The organism is Corynebacterium sp. TUM25015 (assembly GCF_056393505.1).
Genome location: NZ_CM150783.1, coordinates 449,758 through 471,828, shown reverse-complemented (window position 1 = coordinate 471,828; position 22,071 = coordinate 449,758). Strand labels below are relative to the sequence as shown.

The 22,071-nt window shown below is 59.0% G+C and carries 19 protein-coding genes; 15 read left to right on the top strand and 4 right to left on the bottom strand.

The genetic code is table 11. The annotated features are described in order from the left end of the window. Positions 1 to 425: 425 nt before the first annotated feature. The 10 genes from AC06DS_RS02200 to deoC all read left to right on the top strand — a co-directional run bounded on the left by AC06DS_RS02200 (position 426) and on the right by deoC (position 13,363). Positions 426 to 2,621, top strand: a complete 2,196-nt coding sequence (locus AC06DS_RS02200) for a malate synthase G (protein WP_477100875.1) — start codon at positions 426 to 428, stop codon at positions 2,619 to 2,621. Positions 2,622 to 2,775: 154 nt separating this feature from the next. Beyond that, positions 2,776 to 3,534, top strand: a complete 759-nt coding sequence (locus AC06DS_RS02195) for an HAD family hydrolase (RefSeq protein WP_477100874.1) — start codon at positions 2,776 to 2,778, stop codon at positions 3,532 to 3,534. A gap of 66 nt (positions 3,535 to 3,600) precedes the next feature. Beyond that, entirely contained in the window at positions 3,601 to 6,243 is a 2,643-nt protein-coding gene (locus tag AC06DS_RS02190; RefSeq protein ID WP_477100873.1) for a glycoside hydrolase family 65 protein, read from the top strand. A 332-nt stretch (positions 6,244 to 6,575) separates the two neighbouring features. Then, positions 6,576 to 7,361: a succinate dehydrogenase cytochrome b subunit gene (locus tag AC06DS_RS02185; RefSeq protein WP_293790840.1), complete on the top strand. Its 786-nt coding sequence runs from the start codon at positions 6,576 to 6,578 to the stop codon at positions 7,359 to 7,361. 33 nt (positions 7,362 to 7,394) lie between these two features. Then, on the top strand, positions 7,395 to 9,428 hold the full coding sequence (locus tag AC06DS_RS02180; RefSeq protein ID WP_477100872.1) for a fumarate reductase/succinate dehydrogenase flavoprotein subunit: 2,034 nt from the start codon (positions 7,395 to 7,397) through the stop codon (positions 9,426 to 9,428). Continuing rightward, the gene (locus AC06DS_RS02175; RefSeq protein WP_293790838.1) at positions 9,428 to 10,177 is read left to right on the top strand and encodes a succinate dehydrogenase/fumarate reductase iron-sulfur subunit; all 750 of its coding nucleotides are present in this window, start codon (positions 9,428 to 9,430) and stop codon (positions 10,175 to 10,177) included. The genes AC06DS_RS02180 and AC06DS_RS02175 overlap by 1 nt, the downstream gene beginning before the upstream one ends. Before the next feature lie 41 nt (positions 10,178 to 10,218). Beyond that, positions 10,219 to 10,539 carry a hypothetical protein gene (locus AC06DS_RS02170; protein WP_293790837.1) on the top strand — a complete coding sequence of 107 codons (321 nt, stop codon included), beginning with the start codon at positions 10,219 to 10,221 and terminating at the stop codon, positions 10,537 to 10,539. A gap of 348 nt (positions 10,540 to 10,887) precedes the next feature. Beyond that, a complete protein-coding gene (locus tag AC06DS_RS02165; RefSeq protein WP_477100871.1) occupies positions 10,888 to 12,315 on the top strand; it encodes a DUF445 domain-containing protein in 1,428 nt (475 codons plus the stop codon). A 5-nt stretch (positions 12,316 to 12,320) separates the two neighbouring features. Further along, entirely contained in the window at positions 12,321 to 12,635 is a 315-nt protein-coding gene (locus tag AC06DS_RS02160; RefSeq protein ID WP_476728026.1) for a DUF2516 family protein, read from the top strand. Next, positions 12,632 to 13,363, top strand: coding sequence for a deoxyribose-phosphate aldolase (deoC, locus tag AC06DS_RS02155; protein ID WP_476728025.1), 732 nt, complete (start codon positions 12,632 to 12,634; stop codon positions 13,361 to 13,363). Before AC06DS_RS02160 ends, deoC begins: the two co-directional genes overlap by 4 nt. Positions 13,364 to 13,383: 20 nt before the next feature. Here deoC and AC06DS_RS02150 read toward each other — a convergent pair whose 3' ends face one another. From AC06DS_RS02150 to AC06DS_RS02140, 3 genes are all read right to left on the bottom strand, one after another. Then, positions 13,384 to 14,589 carry an LmeA family phospholipid-binding protein gene (locus AC06DS_RS02150; protein ID WP_477100870.1) on the bottom strand — a complete coding sequence of 402 codons (1,206 nt, stop codon included), beginning with the start codon at positions 14,587 to 14,589 and terminating at the stop codon, positions 13,384 to 13,386. 79 nt (positions 14,590 to 14,668) lie between these two features. Further along, positions 14,669 to 15,520 carry a class I SAM-dependent methyltransferase gene (locus AC06DS_RS02145; RefSeq protein WP_448307791.1) on the bottom strand — a complete coding sequence of 284 codons (852 nt, stop codon included), beginning with the start codon at positions 15,518 to 15,520 and terminating at the stop codon, positions 14,669 to 14,671. Positions 15,521 to 15,608: 88 nt separating this feature from the next. Next, positions 15,609 to 16,106 carry a DUF2505 domain-containing protein gene (locus AC06DS_RS02140; RefSeq protein WP_448307792.1) on the bottom strand — a complete coding sequence of 166 codons (498 nt, stop codon included), beginning with the start codon at positions 16,104 to 16,106 and terminating at the stop codon, positions 15,609 to 15,611. A gap of 23 nt (positions 16,107 to 16,129) precedes the next feature. Between AC06DS_RS02140 and AC06DS_RS02135 the strand changes: the two genes are divergently transcribed. Together AC06DS_RS02135 and AC06DS_RS02130 are read left to right on the top strand one after the other, a co-directional pair. Next, positions 16,130 to 17,419 (top strand): UDP-N-acetylmuramate dehydrogenase, encoded by a 1,290-nt coding sequence (locus tag AC06DS_RS02135; protein ID WP_477100869.1) that lies wholly within the window; start codon positions 16,130 to 16,132, stop codon positions 17,417 to 17,419. Positions 17,420 to 17,731: 312 nt separating this feature from the next. After that, positions 17,732 to 18,019 carry a YdeI/OmpD-associated family protein gene (locus tag AC06DS_RS02130; protein WP_477100868.1) on the top strand — a complete coding sequence of 96 codons (288 nt, stop codon included), beginning with the start codon at positions 17,732 to 17,734 and terminating at the stop codon, positions 18,017 to 18,019. Between the two features lie 31 nt (positions 18,020 to 18,050). Here AC06DS_RS02130 and AC06DS_RS02125 read toward each other — a convergent pair whose 3' ends face one another. Beyond that, positions 18,051 to 19,784: a long-chain-fatty-acid--CoA ligase gene (locus AC06DS_RS02125; RefSeq protein WP_477100867.1), complete on the bottom strand. Its 1,734-nt coding sequence runs from the start codon at positions 19,782 to 19,784 to the stop codon at positions 18,051 to 18,053. A gap of 157 nt (positions 19,785 to 19,941) precedes the next feature. On the opposite strand from AC06DS_RS02125, the gene mshA reads away from it, so the two are divergent. From mshA to AC06DS_RS02110, 3 genes are all read left to right on the top strand, one after another. Beyond that, positions 19,942 to 21,201: a D-inositol-3-phosphate glycosyltransferase gene (gene mshA, locus AC06DS_RS02120; RefSeq protein ID WP_477100866.1), complete on the top strand. Its 1,260-nt coding sequence runs from the start codon at positions 19,942 to 19,944 to the stop codon at positions 21,199 to 21,201. 111 nt (positions 21,202 to 21,312) lie between these two features. Beyond that, positions 21,313 to 21,777 carry a hypothetical protein gene (locus AC06DS_RS02115; protein ID WP_477100865.1) on the top strand — a complete coding sequence of 155 codons (465 nt, stop codon included), beginning with the start codon at positions 21,313 to 21,315 and terminating at the stop codon, positions 21,775 to 21,777. Positions 21,778 to 21,850: 73 nt separating this feature from the next. Then, positions 21,851 to 22,030, top strand: coding sequence for a hypothetical protein (locus tag AC06DS_RS02110; RefSeq protein WP_293790822.1), 180 nt, complete (start codon positions 21,851 to 21,853; stop codon positions 22,028 to 22,030). Positions 22,031 to 22,071: the final 41 nt, after the last annotated feature.

Here is a 22,071-nt window from a genome sequence, read left to right as displayed (position 1 = left end):
GACAGCGATTCGCACACTCGGAGGCCTAACGTCACCGTTAGGTGAAGTCTGCGTTTCGTGTCTCTGCCTATGAGAGTACCAACCCAAATAACCGCGTCAATGCCGGTCAGGCGGATATTTATGTGTGGGGGTGGTCACTCTTTTTGTTAATTTTGTGAAGTTTTTCTCCCTACTGTTTCTTAATGACGCCCCAGGGTTAGAACGTGATCTGGCTCTCTTGCTGGACTTATAGGTGTGGTGCGCCACGGGATGAGACGCGGCGTCAAAAAGAAAAAGAGAAATAGTCATGCCCGAAAGTCCCCGTCTGTGGGGGTGAGAAAAGTGCGATCTATAACCAACTTCGTGCCCATGGTGAGGGAAGTCACCTAGTCTTTGTGAGTAGAGACCTTTGAATAGGTAGATCGACCAATAAGTGAGGAGTCACCATGACCCAGACCGAGCGTGTAACCGCCGGCGGCCTTCAGGTTGCCAAGACCCTTTACGACTTCGTGAACACCGAGGTACTTCCTGTCATTGGCAAGGATTCCGCCGAGGAGCAGGAGAAGTTCTGGGATGGCTTCGGCAAGATCGTCGAGGAGTACACCCCGCGTAACCGCGAGCTGCTGAACACTCGCGACGAGCTGCAGGAGAAGATGGATGCCTGGTACGCCGACCACAAGGGTGCACAGAACCCGGAGGAGTACACCGCGTTCCTGAAGGAGATCGGCTACCTGGTTGACGAGCCGGGCGAGTTCGAGATTAAGACCCAGAACATTGACCCGGAGGTTGGAACCACCGGCGGTCCGCAGCTGGTTGTGCCGATCCTGAACGCCCGCTTCGCGCTGAACGCGGCGAACGCCCGCTGGGGTTCCCTGTACGACGCCCTCTACGGCACCGACGCTATCTCCGAGGACAACGGCCAGGAAAAGGGCACCGGCTACAACAAGGTTCGCGGTGACAAGGTCATCGAGTGGGGTCGCGAGTTCCTGGACCGCGTTGTACCGCTGGAATCTGGCTCTCACAAGGACGTCACCAAGTACGCGGTTGAGTCCGGCCAGTTCACCGCCACCATCGACGGCAATGACGTTCACCTGCGCGAGCCAGAGGTATACGCAGGTTACGCCGGCGACAAGGCTAACCCGACCGACATTCTGCTGTACAACAATGGGTTGTACATCGACATTCAGATCGACCCGGAATCCCCGATCGGCAAGACCGACAAGGCTGGCGTCAAGGACCTGAACCTCGAGTCCGCAATCTCCACCATCATGGACTTCGAGGACTCCGTCGCCGCTGTCGACGCAACCGACAAGACCCTGGGTTACCGCAACTGGCTGGGCCTGAACACCGGCAACCTGACCGAGGAGGTTCAGAAGGGCGGCAAGACCTTCACCCGTAAGCTGAACGAGGATCGCGTGTTTACCTCCCGCGATGGTGAGGAGCTGCGTCTGCACGGCCGTTCCCTGCTGTTCGTGCGTAATGTTGGTCACCTGATGCAGAATCCGGCGATCCTGGATCAGAACGGTGAGGAGATCTTTGAGGGCATCATGGATGCCGTTATTACTTCGGCTGCTGCGATCCCGGGTCTGGATGAGAACAACCCGCGTCGTAACTCCCGCAACGGTTCGATCTACATTGTGAAGCCGAAGCAGCACGGCCCGGAGGAGGTTGCGTTCACCAATGATCTGTTCGGTGCGGTGGAGGATCTGCTGGGTCTGGAGCGTTTCACCCTGAAGGTTGGTGTGATGGATGAGGAGCGTCGTACCACTGCCAACTTGGATGCCTGCATTGCGCAGGTTAAGGAGCGCCTGGCGTTCATCAACACCGGTTTCCTGGACCGCACTGGTGATGAGATCCACACCTCTATGCTGGCTGGTCCGATGGTGCGTAAGGCAGATCTGCAGACCGCACCGTGGAAGCTGGCATACGAGGACAATAACGTTGATGCTGGTCTGGCTCATGGCCTGCCGGGTAAGGCACAGATCGGTAAGGGCATGTGGGCTAAGACCGAGTTGATGGCTGACATGCTGGCGCAGAAGATTGGCCAGCCGAAGGAGGGCGCGTCTACTGCATGGGTTCCGTCCCCGACGGGTGCAACACTTCACGCAACCCACTACCACGAGGTGGATGTTTTCGAGGTGCAGGACAAGCTGCGTACCGAGGGTCGTCGTGAGACGCTGGGTGACATCCTGACCATTCCGGTGGCGGAGTCCGCTGACTGGTCTGCGGAGGAGATCGCCGAGGAGATCGATAACAACTCCCAGTCCATTCTGGGTTATGTGGTTCGCTGGGTGGAGCAGGGTGTTGGTTGCTCTAAGATCCCGGATATCCACGACATTGACTTGATGGAGGATCGCGCTACCTGCCGTATTAACTCCCAGCACTTGGCTAACTGGTTGAAGCACGGCGTGGTGACCGAGGAGCAGGTTCTGGAGTCTTTGCAGCGTATGGCTGCGAAGGTGGATGAGCAGAACGCTGGTGATGCGAACTACCGCAACATGGCTCCGAACTTTGATGAGTCGGTGGCTTTCCAGGCTGCGAAGGATTTGGTGTTTAAGGGGCTGGAGCAGCCGGCTGGTTATACTGAGCCGATTCTGCACGCCCGTCGCCTGGAGTTCAAGGAAAAGAACGGCATCGCCTAAAGCGATACGGATCTAACCGCCGGTGTGAGCCCGCCTCACCCGGCGGTTTTCCTTGCCCGGACAGGTGTCCGATCCCCTGGCTAGACTGGTGGACGCACGAAAAATAGACATCAACAAGCACGCACAACAAGGCGCCCCGGAAGGAGCCTCCGACTTGTCTGTCACCACCTTTGGGAGTTCACTCGACCGCTCTCTTTTTGATTTTGACGCCGTACTTTTCGACCTCGACGGCGTGATCACCCCCACCGCCGAGCTCCACCGCCAGGCGTGGGCACGGATGTTCACCGCGTTCTTGGAATCCAAAGGCGCGCGGCCATATACCGAACAGGATTACTTCGACTACCTGGATGGACGCCGCCGCGACGAGGGCGTAGCCGCACTTCTGGCCAGCAGAGACATCGAGCTTCCGGCGGGTACCCCGGAAGACAATGCGGAGGAGGATACGATCCACGGCTTGGGTGCGCGGAAGAACGAGGACTTTCTGAAACTGGTGGAAGAAGGCGTACAGCCCTACCAGGGCTCCGTGCGACTGCTCGATGCTATCCAGGAACGCGCTACAGCAGGGGAGAAGACCCCAAAGATCGCTATTGTTTCCTCCTCCAAGAACGCGCGTCCGGTGCTGCAAGCAGCGGGGCTGCTCGATCGGTTTGAGGTGGTAGTGGATGGCGTGGTGGCGTCAGAAAAAGAGCTACCAGGTAAGCCCGCACCAGACACGTACCTGTACGGTGCGCAGCAGCTCGGTGCGAGCGCTTCGAATGCAGTGGTGGTAGAAGATGCCACCAGTGGTGTGGCCAGTGGAAAAGCGGGACAGTTCGGGTTGGTCATTGGCGTGGATCGCGGAGCTGGTGCAGAGGCGCTGCGTGACCACGGTGCGGATATCGTGGTTGACGATCTAGCGGATCTGCTGGGATAGATCGCGCCAAAGAGACGCTTTAACCAAAGAATTTTTAATTAACGACTCGGAGAATCGCAGAACAACATGGGAATCAACGCCCAAAGAAAGACCAAGCGCACCCCTGCTGACCAGCGTCTAAAGGATTACCTTGCCACTCGGCGCGAAGGCGCAGAGACCGGCTTTAAGCGCCCTATCGACGACGGCGACCTGCGTGCGGAGGGATTCCGCGCAGACATGAAGCACAGTGCTGTGAACCCGCTGGAGGCAGTGGATCGGGATAACAACCCGGTCGACGAGTGGGCGCTGGTCGAGACGCGCCCCAACTTCATGGATTTGGGTGTTGCCGAGACCCTCTTTGCGCTATCCAATGGCTACCTGGGATTGCGCGGAAACCCGGAGGAAGGGCGCGATTCCAAGACTCACGGCACCTTCATCAACGGTGTGCATGAGACCTGGGATATTGAGCATGCCGAGGATGCCTACGGTTTGGCGCGTACAGGCCAGAGCATCGTTTCTGTGCCGGATGCCAAAGCCATGCGCCTGTATATCGATGACGAGCCGCTGCGCCTGGGCAACGCGGAGGTTATGGAATACAACCGCAGCCTGGACTTCCGCGAAGGTGTGTTGCGCCGCAGCTTGGTCTGGCGCACTCCAGGTGGCAAGCATGTGCGCGTGACCTCCGAGCGCATGGTGAGCTTCCAAGAGCGCCACCTGGCTTTGCAGTCCTTGGAAGTCGAGCTGCTGGATGCACCGGCCGCAGTGGTGGTTTCCTCTCAGCTGCTGAACCGTGAGGATGGGCAGGGGGAGTTCCCGGATAATAATGCCCGCGTAGCGGGCGAAGAAGGCTTTGATCCGCGCAAGGGCGAGCAGTTCCAGGATCGCGTCTTCATCCCCAAGTACCAGTCCAGTACAGAGCCGGAACGCGCGACGTTGGGTTACCAGATCAACCACTCGGGCATGACCGTCACCGTGTCCATGGACCACATTCTGGAAGTCGATAACCCTGTAGATGATGCAGACGTGGGCATGGATACCGGCGTGGAGGTTTCCACGGAGGTGGAAGAGGACGTTGCGCGCGTAACGTACCACCTCAACGGCAGGAAAGGCATGAAGATGCGCCTGGAGAAGTACACGGCGTATCACTCTTCCCGCCACGTCGCCCCGCAGGAGCTCGCGTTCCGCTGCGCGCGTACGATCAACCGTGCGAAATCGGTGGGCTTTAGCAACTTGATGGATAACCAAGCCGAATGGCTTGCTCGCTTCTGGGAACGCTCTGATGTGCGCATTGAGGGGCAGCCTGCTCTGCAGCAGGCAGTGCGTTGGAATATCTTCCAACTGATCCAGGCCTCTGCGCGCGCGGAAACCAACGGAATCCCGGCGAAGGGCATGACCGGCTCCGGCTACGGCGGACACTACTTTTGGGATACGGAAATCTACGTCATGCCGTTCCTGTGCTACACCAACCCCAACCTGGCTCGAAATGCCCTGCGCTTCCGCTATGACATGCTGCCTGCCGCCAAACAGCGTGCGCTGGAGCTCTCGCACGATGGCGCGCTTTTCCCCTGGCGAACCATCAATGGCCAGGAGTCCTCGGCTTACTACGCTGCGGGAACCGCGCAGTATCACATCGATGCTGACATTGCGTTTTCCCTTATGAAATACGTCTATGCCACCGGCGATACGGAATTTTTGCTGCAGCAGGGGATCAGCCTGCTGGTGGAAACCGCTCGCTTCTGGATGTCCATTGGCTTCTTCAACAGCCAACAGGACAAGTTCGAGATCCACTCCGTGACCGGCCCGGACGAGTACACCACCGTGGTGAACAACAACCTGTACACAAACGTGATGGCTCAGTACAACCTGGAAGTTGCGGCGGCAGTGGTGCGCCAGATGAGGGAAGAGCGACCGGAGGAATATCGCAACCTACAGCATCTGAAGAACATCACGGTTGCCGAGGTGGATTTGTGGCGCAAGGCCGCTGATTGCATGTACATCCCTTTCAACGAGGAGTTGCAGGTTAACCCCCAGGACGATCAGTTCCTGCATCGCCGCATTTGGGATCTCGATGATCCGGAAGTGGGGCCAAAGCGGCCGCTGCTGCTGCACTATCACCCGTTGACGATCTACCGCTATCAGATTCTGAAGCAGGCCGACGTGGTGCTGGCGCTATTCCTACAGGGGCAGCGTTTCTCCACAGAGGTTAAGCGTGCGGACTACGACTACTACGACATTCTGACCACGGGTGATTCCACCCTTTCTGCGGTCGTGCAATCCATCATCGCTGCAGAGCTGGGTTACAAAGAAAAAGCAGAGGAGTTTTTCTACCGCGGTCTATTCGTGGATATGGGTGACTTGCACCACAATGCCTCGGACGGTGTCCACATCGCCTCGTGTGGTGGCGCGTGGACGGCGCTGACCCATGGTTTCGGCGGTTTCCGTGATTTCTATGGGCAGTACACGATTGATCCGCGCCTGCCGGATGAGTGGGAATCTTTGACTTACCACATCACCCTGCATGGCGAGCGTCTGCGTGTAGAAGTCCGCCCCGGTGAAGTGGAGCTGGTAGTTGAGGAAGGCGACCACAAGGTTGGTCCGATTTGGGTCATGGGTGAGGAAGTTGTTGTCGGTCATGAGCCCGTCATTGTTAAGGGGCAGACGTTGCTCAGTGAACATCGCGCCGATAGTGACTTTCCAGCCGGCACTCCGGACCACCGGGTAAACTTATAAAAATATATATTTATTGACGCCTACCGTCCCCGGGGATACGTATTCCGAGTTGCTTGTTTAGTGGGGGAGCAGCCTAAGGGGTGGGAGTGTGGCGTCATTAATAAAAATAGTCAAGAGTGGCACGAAAGTCGTGTGACCAGTGTGACGCAACGCTATGACCACCTCTCATAACGAACTTAACAGTACGGATGTACCGTTAGTCGTATTTTTGCAAGGCTTATATTGCGAAAATGTCATACCCCATAACGGGGTGTAAGTGGGTGAATCTGCAGGTACACAAGTAGTCCGAGGGGGGTCGCAAGATTTACAGTGTCTATGACACTGGAGGTGCCATGACTGTTAAATATGACGACCGTGAGGCAATCGCTCACGGAAAACTGAGAACTTCGAGCCTGCGCGAGAAGCCAGGCTTCCCTTCGTGGGCGATGAAGCTGACGATGGCCATCACGGGCATCATCTTCGCGCTGTTCGTCCTGGTTCACATGGTTGGAAACCTGAAGGTTTACATGGGGGCCGAATCCTTCAATACCTACGCCGACTTCCTGCGTGAATTTGGTTACCCGCTGCTGCCGCACGAGTCCTTCCTGTGGGTTGCTCGTATCGTGCTGCTGGTTTCCCTGATCCTGCACGTTTGGTGTGCTTTCGCGCTGACCAGCCGTGGACACCAGTCCCGTGGCCGCTACCGCCGCAAGGGAATGGTCAGCAGCTGGAACACGTTCACCGCACGCAGCATGATCGTTACCGGTATCGTGCTGCTGCTGTTCATTATCTTCCACATCCTGGATCTGACGATGGGCGTGAAGCCGGTCGCTTCTGAGGACTTCCAGGGTCCGGTTGACGGTGCACACGCCGCGTTCCAGAACCTGGTTGCATCCTTCGATCGCCCGGCTGTGGCTATCTTCTACATCCTGGCGATGCTGATCCTGTTTATGCACCTGTCCCACGGCATCTGGACTGCTACCTCGGACCTGGGCATCACTGGCCACCGCACCCGCAAGGTCATGCTGTGGATCGCTTACCTGCTGCCCGCGATCGTGATGATCGGCAACATCTCCATCCCGCTGGCTGTGATGTTTGGGTTGGTTGATCAGGCCTCGTTCGTCCCGGTTGGACAATAACGGCGAGTCTGATTTCAAGGAGAAGAGAGTTAAATGAGCGAAGTAACTAACCACCCGCACAATCAGACCGCGGACTTCGACTACGACAAGGCCGTAGCGGCTTTCACCGCACCGGAATCTGTCGTGGAGGGTGTGACCGTCGGCAAGGTGCTGAAGGATAACGCACCGCACGCGGTCAGCCAGGATAAGCAGTGGCAGTACGCCAAGGAACACTTCGGCATGGTGTCCCCGCTGAACCGCAACAAGTTCCGCATTCTCATCGTCGGCACTGGCCTGGCCGGTGGCGCTGCAGCTGCCGCACTGGGCGAGCTAGGCTACGACGTGAAGGTGTTTACCTACCACGACTCCCCGCGTCGCGCGCACTCCATTGCCGCGCAGGGCGGTGTGAACTCCTCCCGCGGTAAGAAGCTGGATAACGACTCCACCTACCTGCACGCGAAGGACACCGTCAAGGGTGGCGACTACCGTTGCCGCGAGAACGATTGCTGGCGTCTGGCCATGGAGTCCCCGAAGGTTATCGACCACATGAACGCCGTGGGCGCTCCGTTCTCCCGCGAGTACGGCGGCACCCTGGCCACCCGTTCCTTCGGTGGTGTGCAGGTTTCCCGCACCTACTACACCCGTGGTCAAACAGGTCAGCAGCTGCAGCTGGCTACCACTTCTGCGCTGTACCGCCAGATCGGTGCCGGCCACGTGGAGATCTTCACCCACAACGACCTCGTTGACCTGATCGTCAAGGATGGCCGTTGTGAGGGCGTTATCATGCGCAACCTGCTGACCGGCGAGCTGAAGGCTCACACCGGCCACGCAACCGTGCTGGCTACTGGCGGTTACGGCAACGTGTACCACATGTCCACGCTGGCCAAGAACTCCAACGCCTCGGCTATCATGCGCGCCTACGAGCTGGGTGCCTACATGGCGTCCCCGTCCTTCGTCCAGTTCCACCCGACGGGCCTGCCGGTGAACTCCACCTGGCAGTCCAAGACGATCCTGATGTCCGAGTCGCTGCGTAACGACGGCCGCATCTGGACCCCGAAGAAGAAGGGCGACGACCGCAAGCCGAACGATATTCCGGAAGATGAGCGCGATTACTTCTTGGAGCGCCGCTACCCGGCCTTCGGCAACCTGGTTCCGCGTGACATCGCTTCCCGTGCTAACGCTCAGCAGATCAACGCTGGCTACGGCGTGGGGCCGATGAATAACTCCGTGTACCTGGATCTGGGCGACGCTATCCAGCGCCTGGGCAAGGACACCATTCGTGAGCGTTACTCCAACCTGATCCAGATGTACGAAGAGGCCATCGGCGAGTCCGCTTACGAGACCCCGATGCGCATTGCCCCGACCTGCCACTACACCATGGGTGGCCTGTGGACCGACTTTAACGAAATGACGTCCATCGACGGTCTGTTCTGCTCTGGTGAGTCCTCCTGGATGTACCACGGTGCGAACCGCCTGGGAGCTAACTCCCTGCTGTCCTCCTCCGTGGAGGGCTGGTTCACTCTGCCGTTCACCATCCCGAACTACCTGGCGCCGCACCTCGGCGAGGAGATCCCGGCTGCGGATTCCCCTGCCGCACAGGAAGCTCTGCAGCGTGCAAAGGATCGCATCGAGCGTCTGACCAGCATCAAGGGTGACAACCCGCACGGCCCGGAGTACTACCACCGCCAGCTTGGCGAGATCCTGTACTTCTCCTGTGGTGTGTCCCGCAACGTGAAGGACATGAAGGACGGCATCGAGAAGATCCGCGCCCTGCGCAAGGACTTCTGGGCTAACCTGCACATCCCGGGCGGTACCGAGGAGATGAACCAGACCCTCGAGTACGCAACCCGCGTTGCCGACTACCTGGATCTGGGCGAGCTAATGTGCGTGGACGCACTGGATCGCGACGAGTCCTGTGGTGCCCACTACCGCGATGACCACCTGTCCGAAGACGGCGAGGCAGAGCGTGACGATGACAACTGGTGCTTCGTTTCCGCTTGGGAGCCGAATGGCGAGAACAAGTTCATCCGCCACTCCGAGCCCCTGTACTTCGACCGTATCCCGCTGATGACAAGGAATTACAAGTAATGAAACTGCATCTTGAAATCTGGCGTCAGGCGGGCCCGAATGCCGAAGGCCACTTCGAGTCTGTTGACGTTGATGACGCTGCCGAGCAGATGTCCATCCTGGAGCTGCTTGACCACGTAAACAACAATTACGTTGAGGCGGGCAAGGAGCCCTTCGCTTTCGCCTCGGATTGCCGCGAGGGCATCTGCGGTACCTGTGGCCTGATGGTCAACGACCGCCCCCACGGCCCGGACAAGAACAAGCCTGCTTGCCAGCAGCGCCTGCTCTCCTTCAACGATGGTGACACCATCAAGCTGGAGCCGCTGCGCTCTGCCGCATACCCGGTGATCAAGGACATGGTCGTCGACCGCTCCGCACTGGATCGCGTGATGGAAAAGGGTGGCTTCGTCTCCGTCATGGCCGGCACTGCCCCGGACGCTGACTCCCTGATGGTTAACCACTCTGACGCTGAGAAGGCTCTGGATCACGCAGCCTGCATCGGCTGTGGTGCCTGTGTTGCAGCGTGCCCGAATGGTGCGGCTCACCTGTTCACCGGCGCAAAGCTGGTACACCTGACGCTGTCTCCGCTGGGTCGCGAGGAGCGCGGTCTCCGCGCCCGCAAGATGGTTGATGAGGTCGAGGGAACCTTCGGTCCTTGCTCGCTGTACGGCGAGTGCGCTGACGTCTGCCCGGCGGGTATCCCGCTGACGGCTGTGGCAGCTATCACAAAGGAACGCACCCGTGCCGCTTTCCGCGGCAAGGATGACTAAGATCAACTCCAAGATAAGTATCAGGAAAGTAGGAGAGAACCATGGCACTCAGTGAGAACCTGCACATGGAGCGTTACTACGTTGATGGCTACCAGCCGTCCAGCTTTGATGCGCCGCACTCTTCCCTGCAGCGCTCCCTTACTTGGATCGGCATGGGCTTTTGGCTGCTGCTGATGCCGGGTCTGGGTACCATCGTGTTCGGTCTGGCTACCAACATGTCCGGCACTCAGGAAGACGGCATGCTGTACCTCATCATCGGCATTGTCATGTCCGTGGTTGCTGTTGTTGCGGGTTCTGCGTGCATCCGCGCAGGTCGCAAGAACTACCGCGCGTACAAGAGTCGCTCTGGGCGCATCATCTAGCGTCGGCTAGTCGCCGCTAAGCACCGTCTGCCGGTGCTTGCATGCACCTCCATTTGCGTAGACCGCGTCGCTCCTCTTGGGCGGCGCGGTTTTGCTTTGCCCAGTGTGGTTGTGGGTTGGCAGGGGGCATGTCGTTAGAACGGGAATGTGTACGCCCAGCTACCCGACTTCCGAAAATAGTCAGCGCTCTGACCAGGAGTTTTGGATAAATGAGAAGGGTTGTCTTTAACGCATTCCCGATCTAGCGACATCGCCGCAGTGTACCCGCACTGGCAACCAGCACATGCGGTGATCGCTGGAACCCAACGGGACCCATATTGACGCCCCAAGTGGTGCCATAATTGAACAATGACTGCTTCCGAAAACTCCACTGCATCAGGCCGACCCGAGCCTGTGCATCAGCAGCAACCAGCGGCCCAGCCAACATCGCCCCAGACCCCCAGGCCGTCATCGCCACAGGCCGCCCTGGCATCACCACACTTGGACTCACCACTGTCCCAAGTGCCCGGGCCAGATCCTGCCACCGAAGCTGCTCGCCGAGCCGAGTTGAGAAAGCATAAGACCATCGCCACTGGCCTCCTGGTCATCGCCACCCTGATCTACATCACCATGCGCTGGCTCGAATACCAGGGCAACCCCGGTGCCTGGATCGGCTACGTTCGCGCAGCTAGCGAAGCCGGTATGGTCGGCGCACTCGCCGACTGGTTCGCCGTCACCGCGCTATTCCGCCACCCGCTGCACATCCCCATCCCCCACACGGCCATCATCAAGCGCAAGAAGGATCAAGTCGGCCACGCGCTCAGCGAATTCGTTGGCGAAAACTTCCTCAATGCCGCTCTCATCAGCGACAAGCTTCGCAAGGCACGCATTCCACAACGCGCCAGCAACTGGGTCGTCGATGGGGGTGGGGCGCAGCGCGTCTCCCAGGAAGTCGGAAAGATCATCGACCTCACAGTCAACGGCATCAATCCCGCAGAAGCAGAGCAAGTCCTCCGCGCCCTGGTCATCGACAAGCTCAGCGAACCCACCTGGGGCCCGCCCCTGGGCCGCGGCCTGGAGCAACTCATCGAGGAAGGCCGCACCGAGCCTGCCGTCGACGCAATCGTCGTCTGGATGGACGATAAAGCCCGCACCTCCGAGGACTTCGTCGTGCGGCTCATCGACGAGCGCACACCCACCTGGGCACCGCGCTTCGTCCGCGAACTCGTCGGCTCCCGCGTGTACCGTGAACTGGTGGAATTCACTGGCGACGTCCGCCGCGACCCGAACCACGATGCCCGCCGCCAACTGCGCTCGTTCATTTACCAACTCTCCCAAGACCTGCAACACGACGAAAAGATGATTGCGCGCGTTGAGGGGTTCAAGAACGATGTAATGACCTCCGGGCCTGTCACCGCAATGCCCGGCCGCCTGTGGGAGTCCGCCCGCGTGACACTTACCTCCTGGTCCCGCGACCCAGATTCCCTGCTGCGTCGCAGGATCGCGCAATGGGTGGAGGACTATGGGCGTCGAGTCCAAGAAGAACCGAAGCTCCGCGAAGAGCTAGAACGCCGCATCGTCGGAGCAGCCAGCTACCTTGCCGACAATTACGCAGGCGAGGTCACCGGCATCATTGGCGAGACGGTCGAGCGCTGGGACGCGCAGGAGGCCTCTGACAAGATCGAGCTGATGGTGGGCAAAGACCTGCAGTTTATTCGCGTCAACGGCACGATCGTGGGCGCATTAGCTGGCCTGGCGATTTACTCCCTGACTGAATTGATCTTTGCGTTAGGCTGAGGGGCATGAATACGGTTTTCACGGCGTTCTATTACGCCTACTCGGGCATTAGTCTGGCGCTGACTGTCGCGATTTTCGTGCTGGCGGCAATCGGGCTGGCGCAGCTGCTTAGCACCCGCGACGATGCCTTTACGGTGATTGATCGCGAGAAGCAGAACTGGTCGATGCTGATGGGCGCTGCGGTGGCGCTGTCCATCCTTAGCTTCTTCATTTCCATCGAGCTGCTGTGGATTATTGCAGCCGTCATCGTCGGTATTTACTGGCAGGACGTGCGCCCTGCAATCCGCGATGTGCTGGATAATGCGGGTGGTTCCTGGTGAGCCCGCTCGACCGCGCTGAACCGAGCCGTGAGGCCGTCGCCGCAATTCTGGATGCGACTCTGTTGAAGCCCGAAGCCTCGCGCGATGATGTCGCCACCTTGATCCGCGAAGCCAGCGACTTGGGATGTGGCGCGGTGTGCGTCTCGCCCTCGATGCTGCCTGTGGGTTCTTTGGTTGATGACGCCACGCTGCGCATCGCCACCGTGGCAGGGTTCCCCAGCGGCAAGCATGCCTCCTTGGTGAAGGCCACTGAGGCGCGTTATGCCGCGCAGTGCGGCGCCGACGAGATTGACGTGGTGATCGACGTAGCCGCGGCGCTGGCGAAGGATCAAAACGCGCTGCTCGGAGAACTGATCACCGTGCGCGAGGCCGTGCCGCACCCGTTGGTGCTGAAGGTAATCCTGGAGTCTGCAGCGCTAGATGAGGAGCAGCTGCGCACGGCTGTGCGCGCGAGTGTGCAGGCCGGGGCGGATTATGTGAAAACCTCCACGGGTTTCCACCCTGCTGGTGGAGCGAGCGTGGAGGCTGTGAGCATTATGGCCGACGAGCTGCGCAAGCTGGGGAAGCTAGCGCCATTCGGCATGGGGGAGGAAGAGCGCATCGCCGCGGGACTGGTGGGCATTAAGGCCTCTGGTGGTATCCGCGACTGGAAGGCCGCCGTGGCGATGATTGAGGCCGGGGCTACGCGCCTGGGTGTTTCCGCTGCCGCGCAAGTGCTGGGCAGCTAGCCAGGCCTGTTGGAGGGCTGTTAGGCCGCCAGGGCGGAGGAACCTACCGGGCCGTCGTTCTTCCAGGGGCGGGTGACATCGGTGTTCTTGCCGGAATCACCAGAACCGCTGTCGCTGTTTCCGCCGTTGGTTGTGGTATCTGATTCCAGTTCGTTAAGGCTAATGTCCTGGCCGTACAGGTGAATCTCCATACCTGCGTCGGTTACATTGATGGACTCGAACTTCATACCGCCCTGCAAATCAGTTGGGACGGAATCCTCCAACTGAGATTCCAGCTGGCTAGTGAAAGACTCCGGGAGTTCGAAGCCCAGCAAGGAGAAGCTGTCCATCTCCATTTTCATCTTGCCGTCCTGGACAGTTGGCTTGACCTCGAAAGTAGCCAAACCACCGGTGATTTCGAAGGTCAGGGTTTGTTTATCCGGGTTCGGCTTGACGTCAGTAAGCTGCATCATCCCGCTGATTGGATCACTGCTCTTGTCATCGTCGGCGCTCTCATTTGCTTGTGCCAGGAGCATTTCCTTGGGGATGGTCGTTTGACCCTTGAGCTCGCCTGCTGTGGACTTGTTCGCATCCTGACTGTCAAACTCGATGTCTCGCAGTTCCATGTGCACCGCAGGCTGTCCCTTGACAATCGGCTTGGATTTATCCTGCCCCTCGTAGGAAATATCCAGCGTAGAAGGAATGTCGACCGTCATCTGAGGGATCTTTTGCTGCACCAGTCCCAATAGGAGGGGTGAGGTGCCGAAGGATACCTTGGGATCCTCAGAAGTAGAGATGCCGGATTCCTGCATCTGATCCTTGAAACCGGCTTTAATTTGATCCTTCATGAACCACCGCACACCGAACTCGGCGAGCAGTAAGAGCAAGACGATGACGATGAGGAGGCTGATGAAGATCTTCAACCCTAGATGCCTCTTCTTCGGCTGCTGGATCATACCCTGACCCGGCTGGCCGAATTGCGGCTGCTGGTTCGACTGCCAGGGCTGTGCGCCATGCTGCTGGGCACCATACTGCTGATTCTGCTGCGCGCCGTATTGCTGGGGCTGCCGAGTCTGTTGCCCGCCGTACTGTGGTGCGTTTCCGGACATGCCGTTACCCGCATTGTTGTTCCAGACGGCCGTCTGATTTTCGTCATTGTGGGAACCGCCGAAACCGCCGCTGGGGATTGGATCCCCGTTGCCGGAGTTCGGATTCGGATTCTGTGAAGGGTTTTGTGGGGTAGTCACCCGTATCAGTGTTCCTTATCGTCGAAATTGTGCCAACCCGTATCTTAGCTTTCGTCTGTGTTTGTCAGGGAACGGACAATTAATCCACAGACTCGCACACCACTGACCATGGCAGAGTTATTGAGTTGTCCGCCAGGCGGCGGCGCGGGTTGAGCCGCGCCGCGGGGAGGTAGGCGTCGCCAAGAGAGTCCAAGAACTCCCGCTTTGCCGAGCGCCACCGCACCCGCGGGCCAAAGACAGCCAAGGGAGCAGCGTGCTCCCAGCAACGGTCGAGCTCGGCCAGGACGTCGTAGATGCGATGCCCCGGAGTATTCCGGTGGATCAGGACTTTCGGCAGGCGTTCGGCAAGGTCGGACGGGGTTTCTATGTCCTGTGGATCCCAAGCAAGGGTCAGCGATTGTGGCCCCTGTTGGTCGAGCAGAACCCAGCATGAGCGACGACCGATCTCATCGCATGTGCCCTCGATAATCACCCCACCGGGGCGCAGATTCGCGCGCATTACGTCCCACGCAGCCTGGACTTGGTCTACGTCGTACTGCCGCAGCACATTGAAAGCCCGCACCACGTCGGCCTGTAACCCCGCCAGCTCGAACCCCCCGAGGGCAAAATGTACGCCCTCACGGTCCGGTAGCACACGGGAAGGCTCAATCTCCAACCCCGTAACGTCCACAGTGGGCGCGATCGTACGGAGCCAGCGAGCCCACTCGCAAGTAGTGGTGTGGGAGGCTCCGTATCCCACGTCTACAGCCACTGGAGTGCGGTGTTCGTGGAGTACCGCATTCCGCAGTTGGGCTTGCACTCGCGGCTGCGCTATCAGCCACCGGTCGGATTTGCGTAGTCGGTTGTAGCCGGTGGTGCCACGGGTAGGTACGCCAACAGGGCCGTCCGTGTTCCACGAACGGGCCTTGAGATTGTGGGCGTGGTCAGCCACGCGGGTTAGCCGAGCCTTTCGGTTTTGGTGGGTTAGCTAGAGTGAGTTGGTTTTGAGGCGAACGCCCCGAACCTTAGGCGTTCGGTCCTTAAGCGTTGTCGCTGATCCACTTCTGAATCAGAGAAGCTTCGCGGGTCAGGAACTCCTCGACCCACTCGGCGACCTTGGGCTCCAAAACGGCGCCCATCATAGGGATCTTCACGTCCACGGCGCAGTCGGCCTTCAGCTCGGAAGCGTCGCCATTGCCATTCAGGGTGACGTCTGCAGAGAAGGAAACCGGAGCGCCCTTGACCTCCGCGTTGACCTTGCCGGTAGTGGTGCCGTCAGCCAGCGGACCGAACTCGACGACGCGCTTGAGCTTCAGATCCTGGGACACCATGCCGCGCACGGCCTCCGGCAGCGCGGACTTCGGCAGCAGCTCGTAGAGGACGACCTCGATCGGATCCGGGGTGAAGGAGTTCACCTCGCCCGGCTCGTCGCCAATGTTCTCGGCTTCGTAGGCCCAGTAGTTCGCAGAGGAGAGTGCCTCGTAAACCTTTTCAATAGGGAAGTTAATCGTTGCAGTGTTCTCGCTGTGAGTAGTCATGCCAACAGACTACCTTTAGTGGTGTGACTGATTCGACAAACTTCGCACAAATCACGCCCGAAGAACGCGCGCAGCACCTTTTGGAGCGGTTGCGCGGCAATGTAAACGACTCCGCAGCCATCCCCGGCGTGCACGTCACCAGCCGTTCTTTCGCCGACATGACTACTTTGCGCATCGGCGCCGCGCCCGCCGGAGTTGTAGTGTGCTCGTCGGCTGAGGCTGTTGCCCAGGTTGTTTTTCTTCTTGACGCCCACAAGCAACCACTCTTGGTCGTCGGCGGAGGATCCAACCTCGTGGTCGGCGAGGGGGATGAGGTATCTCAGTTGATCGTGGTGCTGATGAGTGCCGGCGACGGGGGAGCGGGCGTCGAAAACCAGGGCGCCGGTGCCGAGGCCAATGGAGAGGCTAAATCCGAGGTAGAGGTTGTGATTGACCGCGAAACCGGTGTGGTGCGCGCGTTTGCGGGCATCGAGTGGGATCAGCTGGTTGCGGCGACCGTTGAAGCTGGGCTCGGCGGACTGGAATGCCTGAGCGGGATTCCTGGATCCGTTGGAGCCACGCCGGTGCAGAATGTGGGAGCTTATGGCGCAGAGGTGGCTCAGGTGCTGCGACGTGTGCAGTTGTTCGACCGGGCAAGCGGGGAGCTGGAATGGGTTGAGCCAGCTGCGTTGGAGTTGGGATATAGGTACTCGAACCTGAAGTTCACGTCCCGGGCGGTGGTGACGGCGGTGGAATTCCAGCTGACCACCGATGGGTTGAGTGTGCCGTTGCGTTTCGGCGAGCTGGCTCGGCGCCTGGGGGTGGATGCAGATGAGGCTGCTGCCGGGGAGATCCGCCGGCCCGCCGCTGATGTGCGACAGGCTGTGCTGGGGTTGCGCGCCGGGAAGGGCATGGTTCTGGATGCGCCGGACCACGATACGTGGTCGGCCGGTTCGTTCTTTACGAACCCGATTGTCACTGGTGAAGAGGCTCGCGATGCGGTGGTGGCTGCAGTGCGTGAGCGATGCGGCGAGGCGGAGGCGGAGTCGATGCCGCTGTATCCGGTGAAGGGTAGCGGTGCTGGCGGCGTGCAGCAGTTCAAGTTCTCGGCGGCGTGGCTGATCGAGCGTGCTGGCTTTGCCAAGGGCTGGCATGTTCCGGGTAATGACCGTGCATCTTTATCCACTAAGCACACCCTTGCCCTGACTAATCGCGGGTCTGCCACCAGCGAAGATGTAGTGGAATTGGCTCGGGCTGTGCGCGCCGGGGTACACGAGGCTTTCGGAGTAGTGCTGGAGCCGGAGCCAATCTGGGTGGGCGTGAGTATCGACTAGCTGGCTGCTCAAATCGGCTCCAAGCCACCCCCTGAATGTCGCTAGAACGGGAATGTGTCCCTGCTTTGGTGGCTTTTGGGGGCGCGCAAGCAGTTCAATGTCGCTAGAACGGGAATGTGTCGCTGAGTTTGCAGGTGCCCAATTTTTTGCAGCACTCTGAACTGGGCTTTTGTTTAAGTGGTGATAATTCTCTTTAGGACATTCCCGAAATAGCGACATTGCGTCGCTTGGTGCCCCGCTAGAAGGGCAGTAGCTTTCTTTCATAGAGCTCTAAAACGGCAGAGCTCTAAAACGAAAAGGAAAGGGGCGACCATGGCCGCATCCGCCCAGCTCAACTGGGAAGGTATCACTGGCGGGGTAGTGCACGCGCTGCCTGAAGATCTCGGCACCGCCCTTCGCGCCGATGCTCGCATCCTTGAGTTGTGGGAAAGTCTCACTCCGCTTGGTCGCAACGAGTTTATCTGTTGGGTCACGGACGCTAAGAAAGCCGAAACCCGAGCCCGGCGTATTCGCCGAACTCGGGAAGAGCTCGAAGAGGGGAAGCGCCGCCCGTGCTGCTGGCCCGGTTGCAAGCACCGCGAGCGCACCGGCCACGCCTAGGGCGCCTTTCTTCGACGCCCTCACGCCCCCACTACAGCATCGTCAGAATTAGATCCTTTACTTCGCGGCGCCGGATTTTGCCGATCAGATCGGTCGGCATCTCATCGATCACAAAGAAGCGGCGCGGCACCTTGTAGCGGGTCAGTCCCTCGCGAGCCCACTCACGCACAGCTTCCTTGTCGAAGTCGGCCTCGCTGACACCATCCGCCAGGACAACCGCTGCGACGACTTCCTCGGAGCCGTCGTCCTGTGGCAGACCAACCACGCCGGCGTTCTGGATCTGCTCGTGCTCTTCGAGGAATTCTTCAACCTCGGCTGGGTAGACGTTGAACCCGCCGGTGATGATCATTTCCTTAATGCGCGAGACGATCTTGATGAATCCATCCGGCTCCATTACGGCCATGTCGCCGGTGCAGAACCAGTCCTCGTGGAAAGGCTGATCCTCGTCTGGGATGTTGATGTACCCGTTGAACACCTGGCGGCCGCGAGCCAGCAGCTCGCCGGCCTCGCCGTCGGGCACGGTCTTGCTGAAGTCCTCCGGGTCAGCCACGCGCAATTCAGTATCCGGGAATGGGATGCCAATGTAGCCTGCGCGACGCTCCGGAGTGACGGGGTTCGCCACAAGGATCGGTCCGGACTCGGTCAGACCGTAACCTTCGACGATCTTTCCGCCAGTCTGCTTCTCCCACTCCATGGTGGTGTGTACTGGCAGGGGAGCGGCTCCGGACAACGCGTTGGCGATGCCGCTCAGGTCGAGGTTGTGCTCCTTGGCGGCCGTCAGAATCTTGTCATACAGGGTCGGCACACCTGGCATGTAGGTGGGAACCTCGCGCTTCAGCTGGTCCACGATCAGTGGGATCTCCGGCTTCGGCAGCAGCAGAAGTTTTCCGCCGGTGGACACAGCCAGTGCAGCGGTGAGCGTCAGTCCGTAGATGTGGAACAGTGGCAGGGCGGCGAGGAATTTTTCCTGGCCGCGTTCGCCGATGCCACTGATCCAAGAACGCCCCTGGACAACATTGGACATGACGTTGCCGTGCGTTAGCTGTGCGCCCTTTGGCTTACCGGTTGTGCCGGAGGTGAACAGGATGAACGCAGGGGAGTCCTGGTTCGTATCCGGGCAGTTCTGAATATCGGCACCGTCGCCGCCCATCTTGGGGCTCTGCAGCTCAGAGAAAGGAATGGTGCCCGGCGCCTCCGCGTGCAGCTGTTCACGCTTTTCCTTCAGCGACTTGATCGGCAGTTTCAGTGCCAGGCGCTTAACTAGCGGCATGGCATCGATCATGTTCACGCTGACGACCTTTTCGATCGGCGTGGTACGCGAAAGCTCCTGGAATAGCGGGGCGATCTTGTCCCATACTACCGCGACCTTCGCGGCATGGTCCTTGCACGGACCTTCCAGCTCGCGTGCGGTGTACAACGGGTTGTGTTCTGCCACGACGGCACCGAGCTTGTGCGCGGCGAAAATTGTCAGCAGGTGCTGCGGGCAGTTCGGTAGCGCCACCGCTACACGGTCGCCCGAACGAACTCCCAGCTCGCGCAAGCCGGCGGCAACGCTCTTTACCTGCTTCAGGAATTCGGCGTAGGTCATGGTTTGGCTGAAGAAATCCAAAATGTCGGCGCTCGAGTGTTCGGCGACGGTGCGGTCGAGAAGCTTAGCCATGGTGTCATCCGTGTACTCCAGGCTGTGCGGGGTCCACTCCGCGTAGTACTTCAGGTAGGGCTTGTCCTTCCAGGCCGTTCCCTCTGGGCGCTCGGTGTCAGTCATGTAGATCCCTTTGGTCTTAAAGAAACAGTCTTTAACGTGATGCACGTTACTTTGGAAGGCTAACTAACTTCTTCTCTTTCTTTGGCCGAATTAAGCAAATTTTATTGACGCCACCTCGCTCCCCAGCTCCGCCCTAATCTGTCTAAGCTGGGGCGGTATGCGCGTCGCAATGATCTCCATGCACACCTCACCCCTCGAGCAGCCTGGTACGGGGGATGCCGGCGGAATGAACGTATACGTCAAAAATGCCGCTGAGCAGTTGGAACGTATGGGCGTCACCGTCGATGTATTTACTCGTGCCACACGTCCACTGCAGGGCGAAGTGGTCAATGTTCGGCCGGGGTTGCGGGTGATTAACTGCGTGGCTGGCCCCTACGAGGGGTTGTCGAAGGAGGAGCTGCCTACGCAGCTGGCGGCGTTTACTGGGTCGATCCTGGCTTTTTGTCGCGAAGAGGGGGTCACCTACGACTTGATCCACTCGCATTATTGGCTGTCTGGTCAGGTCGGATGGCTGCTGCGCGATTTGTGGCAAATCCCTTGGGTGCATACCGCCCACACGCTAGCGGCCGTGAAGAACAACTCCTTGGCCGATGGTGATTCGCGCGAGCCGGAATCGCGCCGCATCTGCGAGCAACAGATTGTGGACAATGCGGACTTGTTGATCGTCAACACGGACCAGGAGGTGCAGGATCTTATTGAGGGCTACGACGCCACAACGTGCGCTATTAAAGTCGTCCCGCCTGGCGCAGATGTCAACCGGTTTACGCCTGGATCGGATCGTGCGACTGAGCGTTCGCGCCGCGATCTAGGTATTCCCTTCCGTGCGAAGGTGATTGGTTTTGTCGGTCGGCTGCAGCGATTGAAAGGCCCACAGGTGCTGCTGCGGGCGGTGGCGGAGCTGCGCCGCCGGCATCCGGAACAGCAGTTGGCGGTGGTAATTTGTGGTGGTTCTTCTGGGGCAGGCGGCAACGAACTGGAAAGGCTGCAGCTGCTGGCCCAAGAGCTGGGGATTAGTCGGTTCGTGCGTTTCTTGGCGCCGCGCCCGCCCGAGGAACTGGTGGGCGTTTACCAGGCAGCCGACATTGTGGCGGTGCCCAGCTACAACGAATCCTTCGGTCTTGTGGCGCTGGAGGCGCAGGCGTGCGGCACACCGGTCGTTGCCACTCGGACGGGCGGTTTGCCGATCGCAGTGGACGATGAGAAATCGGGCCTTTTGGTGGAAGGGCACGATACGGAGGCCTGGGCGGATGCTTTGGGCAGACTCGTGATGGATGATGACTTGCGCATCGCTATGGGGGAGTATGCCCCCAGTCATGCTGCGAAATTCTCCTGGCGGGCAACTGCGGAAGCTTTGTACGACCTGTACGAAGAGTTGCCGCCGGCGGGGCACCGTGGGGAGCGCCAGCCTGCCGGGTAGAAGCCAAGCATCCAGACAAACCTCATCTCTGGATAACTGCTAATCTCCATAAAAGGATTGGAAGAATAGTTTCATTACACTTTCTCAAAGCTATCTAGGAGATAAATAAGAATGCCTGGAAATGTTTACGGGGAAAATGAGGAATCGCTCGACTTGGCGCGCATTGGATTGTGGTTCGTATCGATCCTATTATCACTGTCGACTATTGCGTTGTTATGTAGTTGGCTATTCTTTCACCGCTATGCAGATGCTTTTGTTGCGTCTCACTCCTCCTCATTTGAAGGGATGGATGATCCAGAGATTCGAAACGGCGTGATCCTTGGAGCACTAATCCTCCGTACTGTGGTCGCTCTTACCTGGGGTTTCTCTGCCGTATACCTGTATAGGGAGTTGCGGAACCGGCGCGAGCAGGCTGGGTTGATTTTGACGCTCTACGCGGGCGTGTGCCTAGTAAGTTTTTCGTACCTGGCGTTCCATGCAGATTTACCCGTGATTACCGCGGTGCGTATCGTTCAGTTAATGGTTTCAGTAACGTTATTGCTTTACCTTTTCTTAAGGAAAATTCGCAGTTTTTAGTCTTGCTGAGATAATAGTTTCGTTGTTACCGTGGAGAGGTAGTTGGAGACCTTGAATCAGGAGTTTTTCGGTAATGGATCGCCTGAAAATTGAACGACTCAAAGCGGTGGTCATGTCGATCATCGCATTGCTTACATTGGTCGTTGCTGCCATGACACATGACTATGCAATGACCTGGGTTCCCGTTCTGCTAAGTGCTTTTGCTGCTTGGTTCTGGTGGAAGTGGAGCGCGCTTTCCCAGCGCGGGGAGTAGCTTCCTTGGATAAAGACTGAAGCTACCTGCGCCGGGGCAAG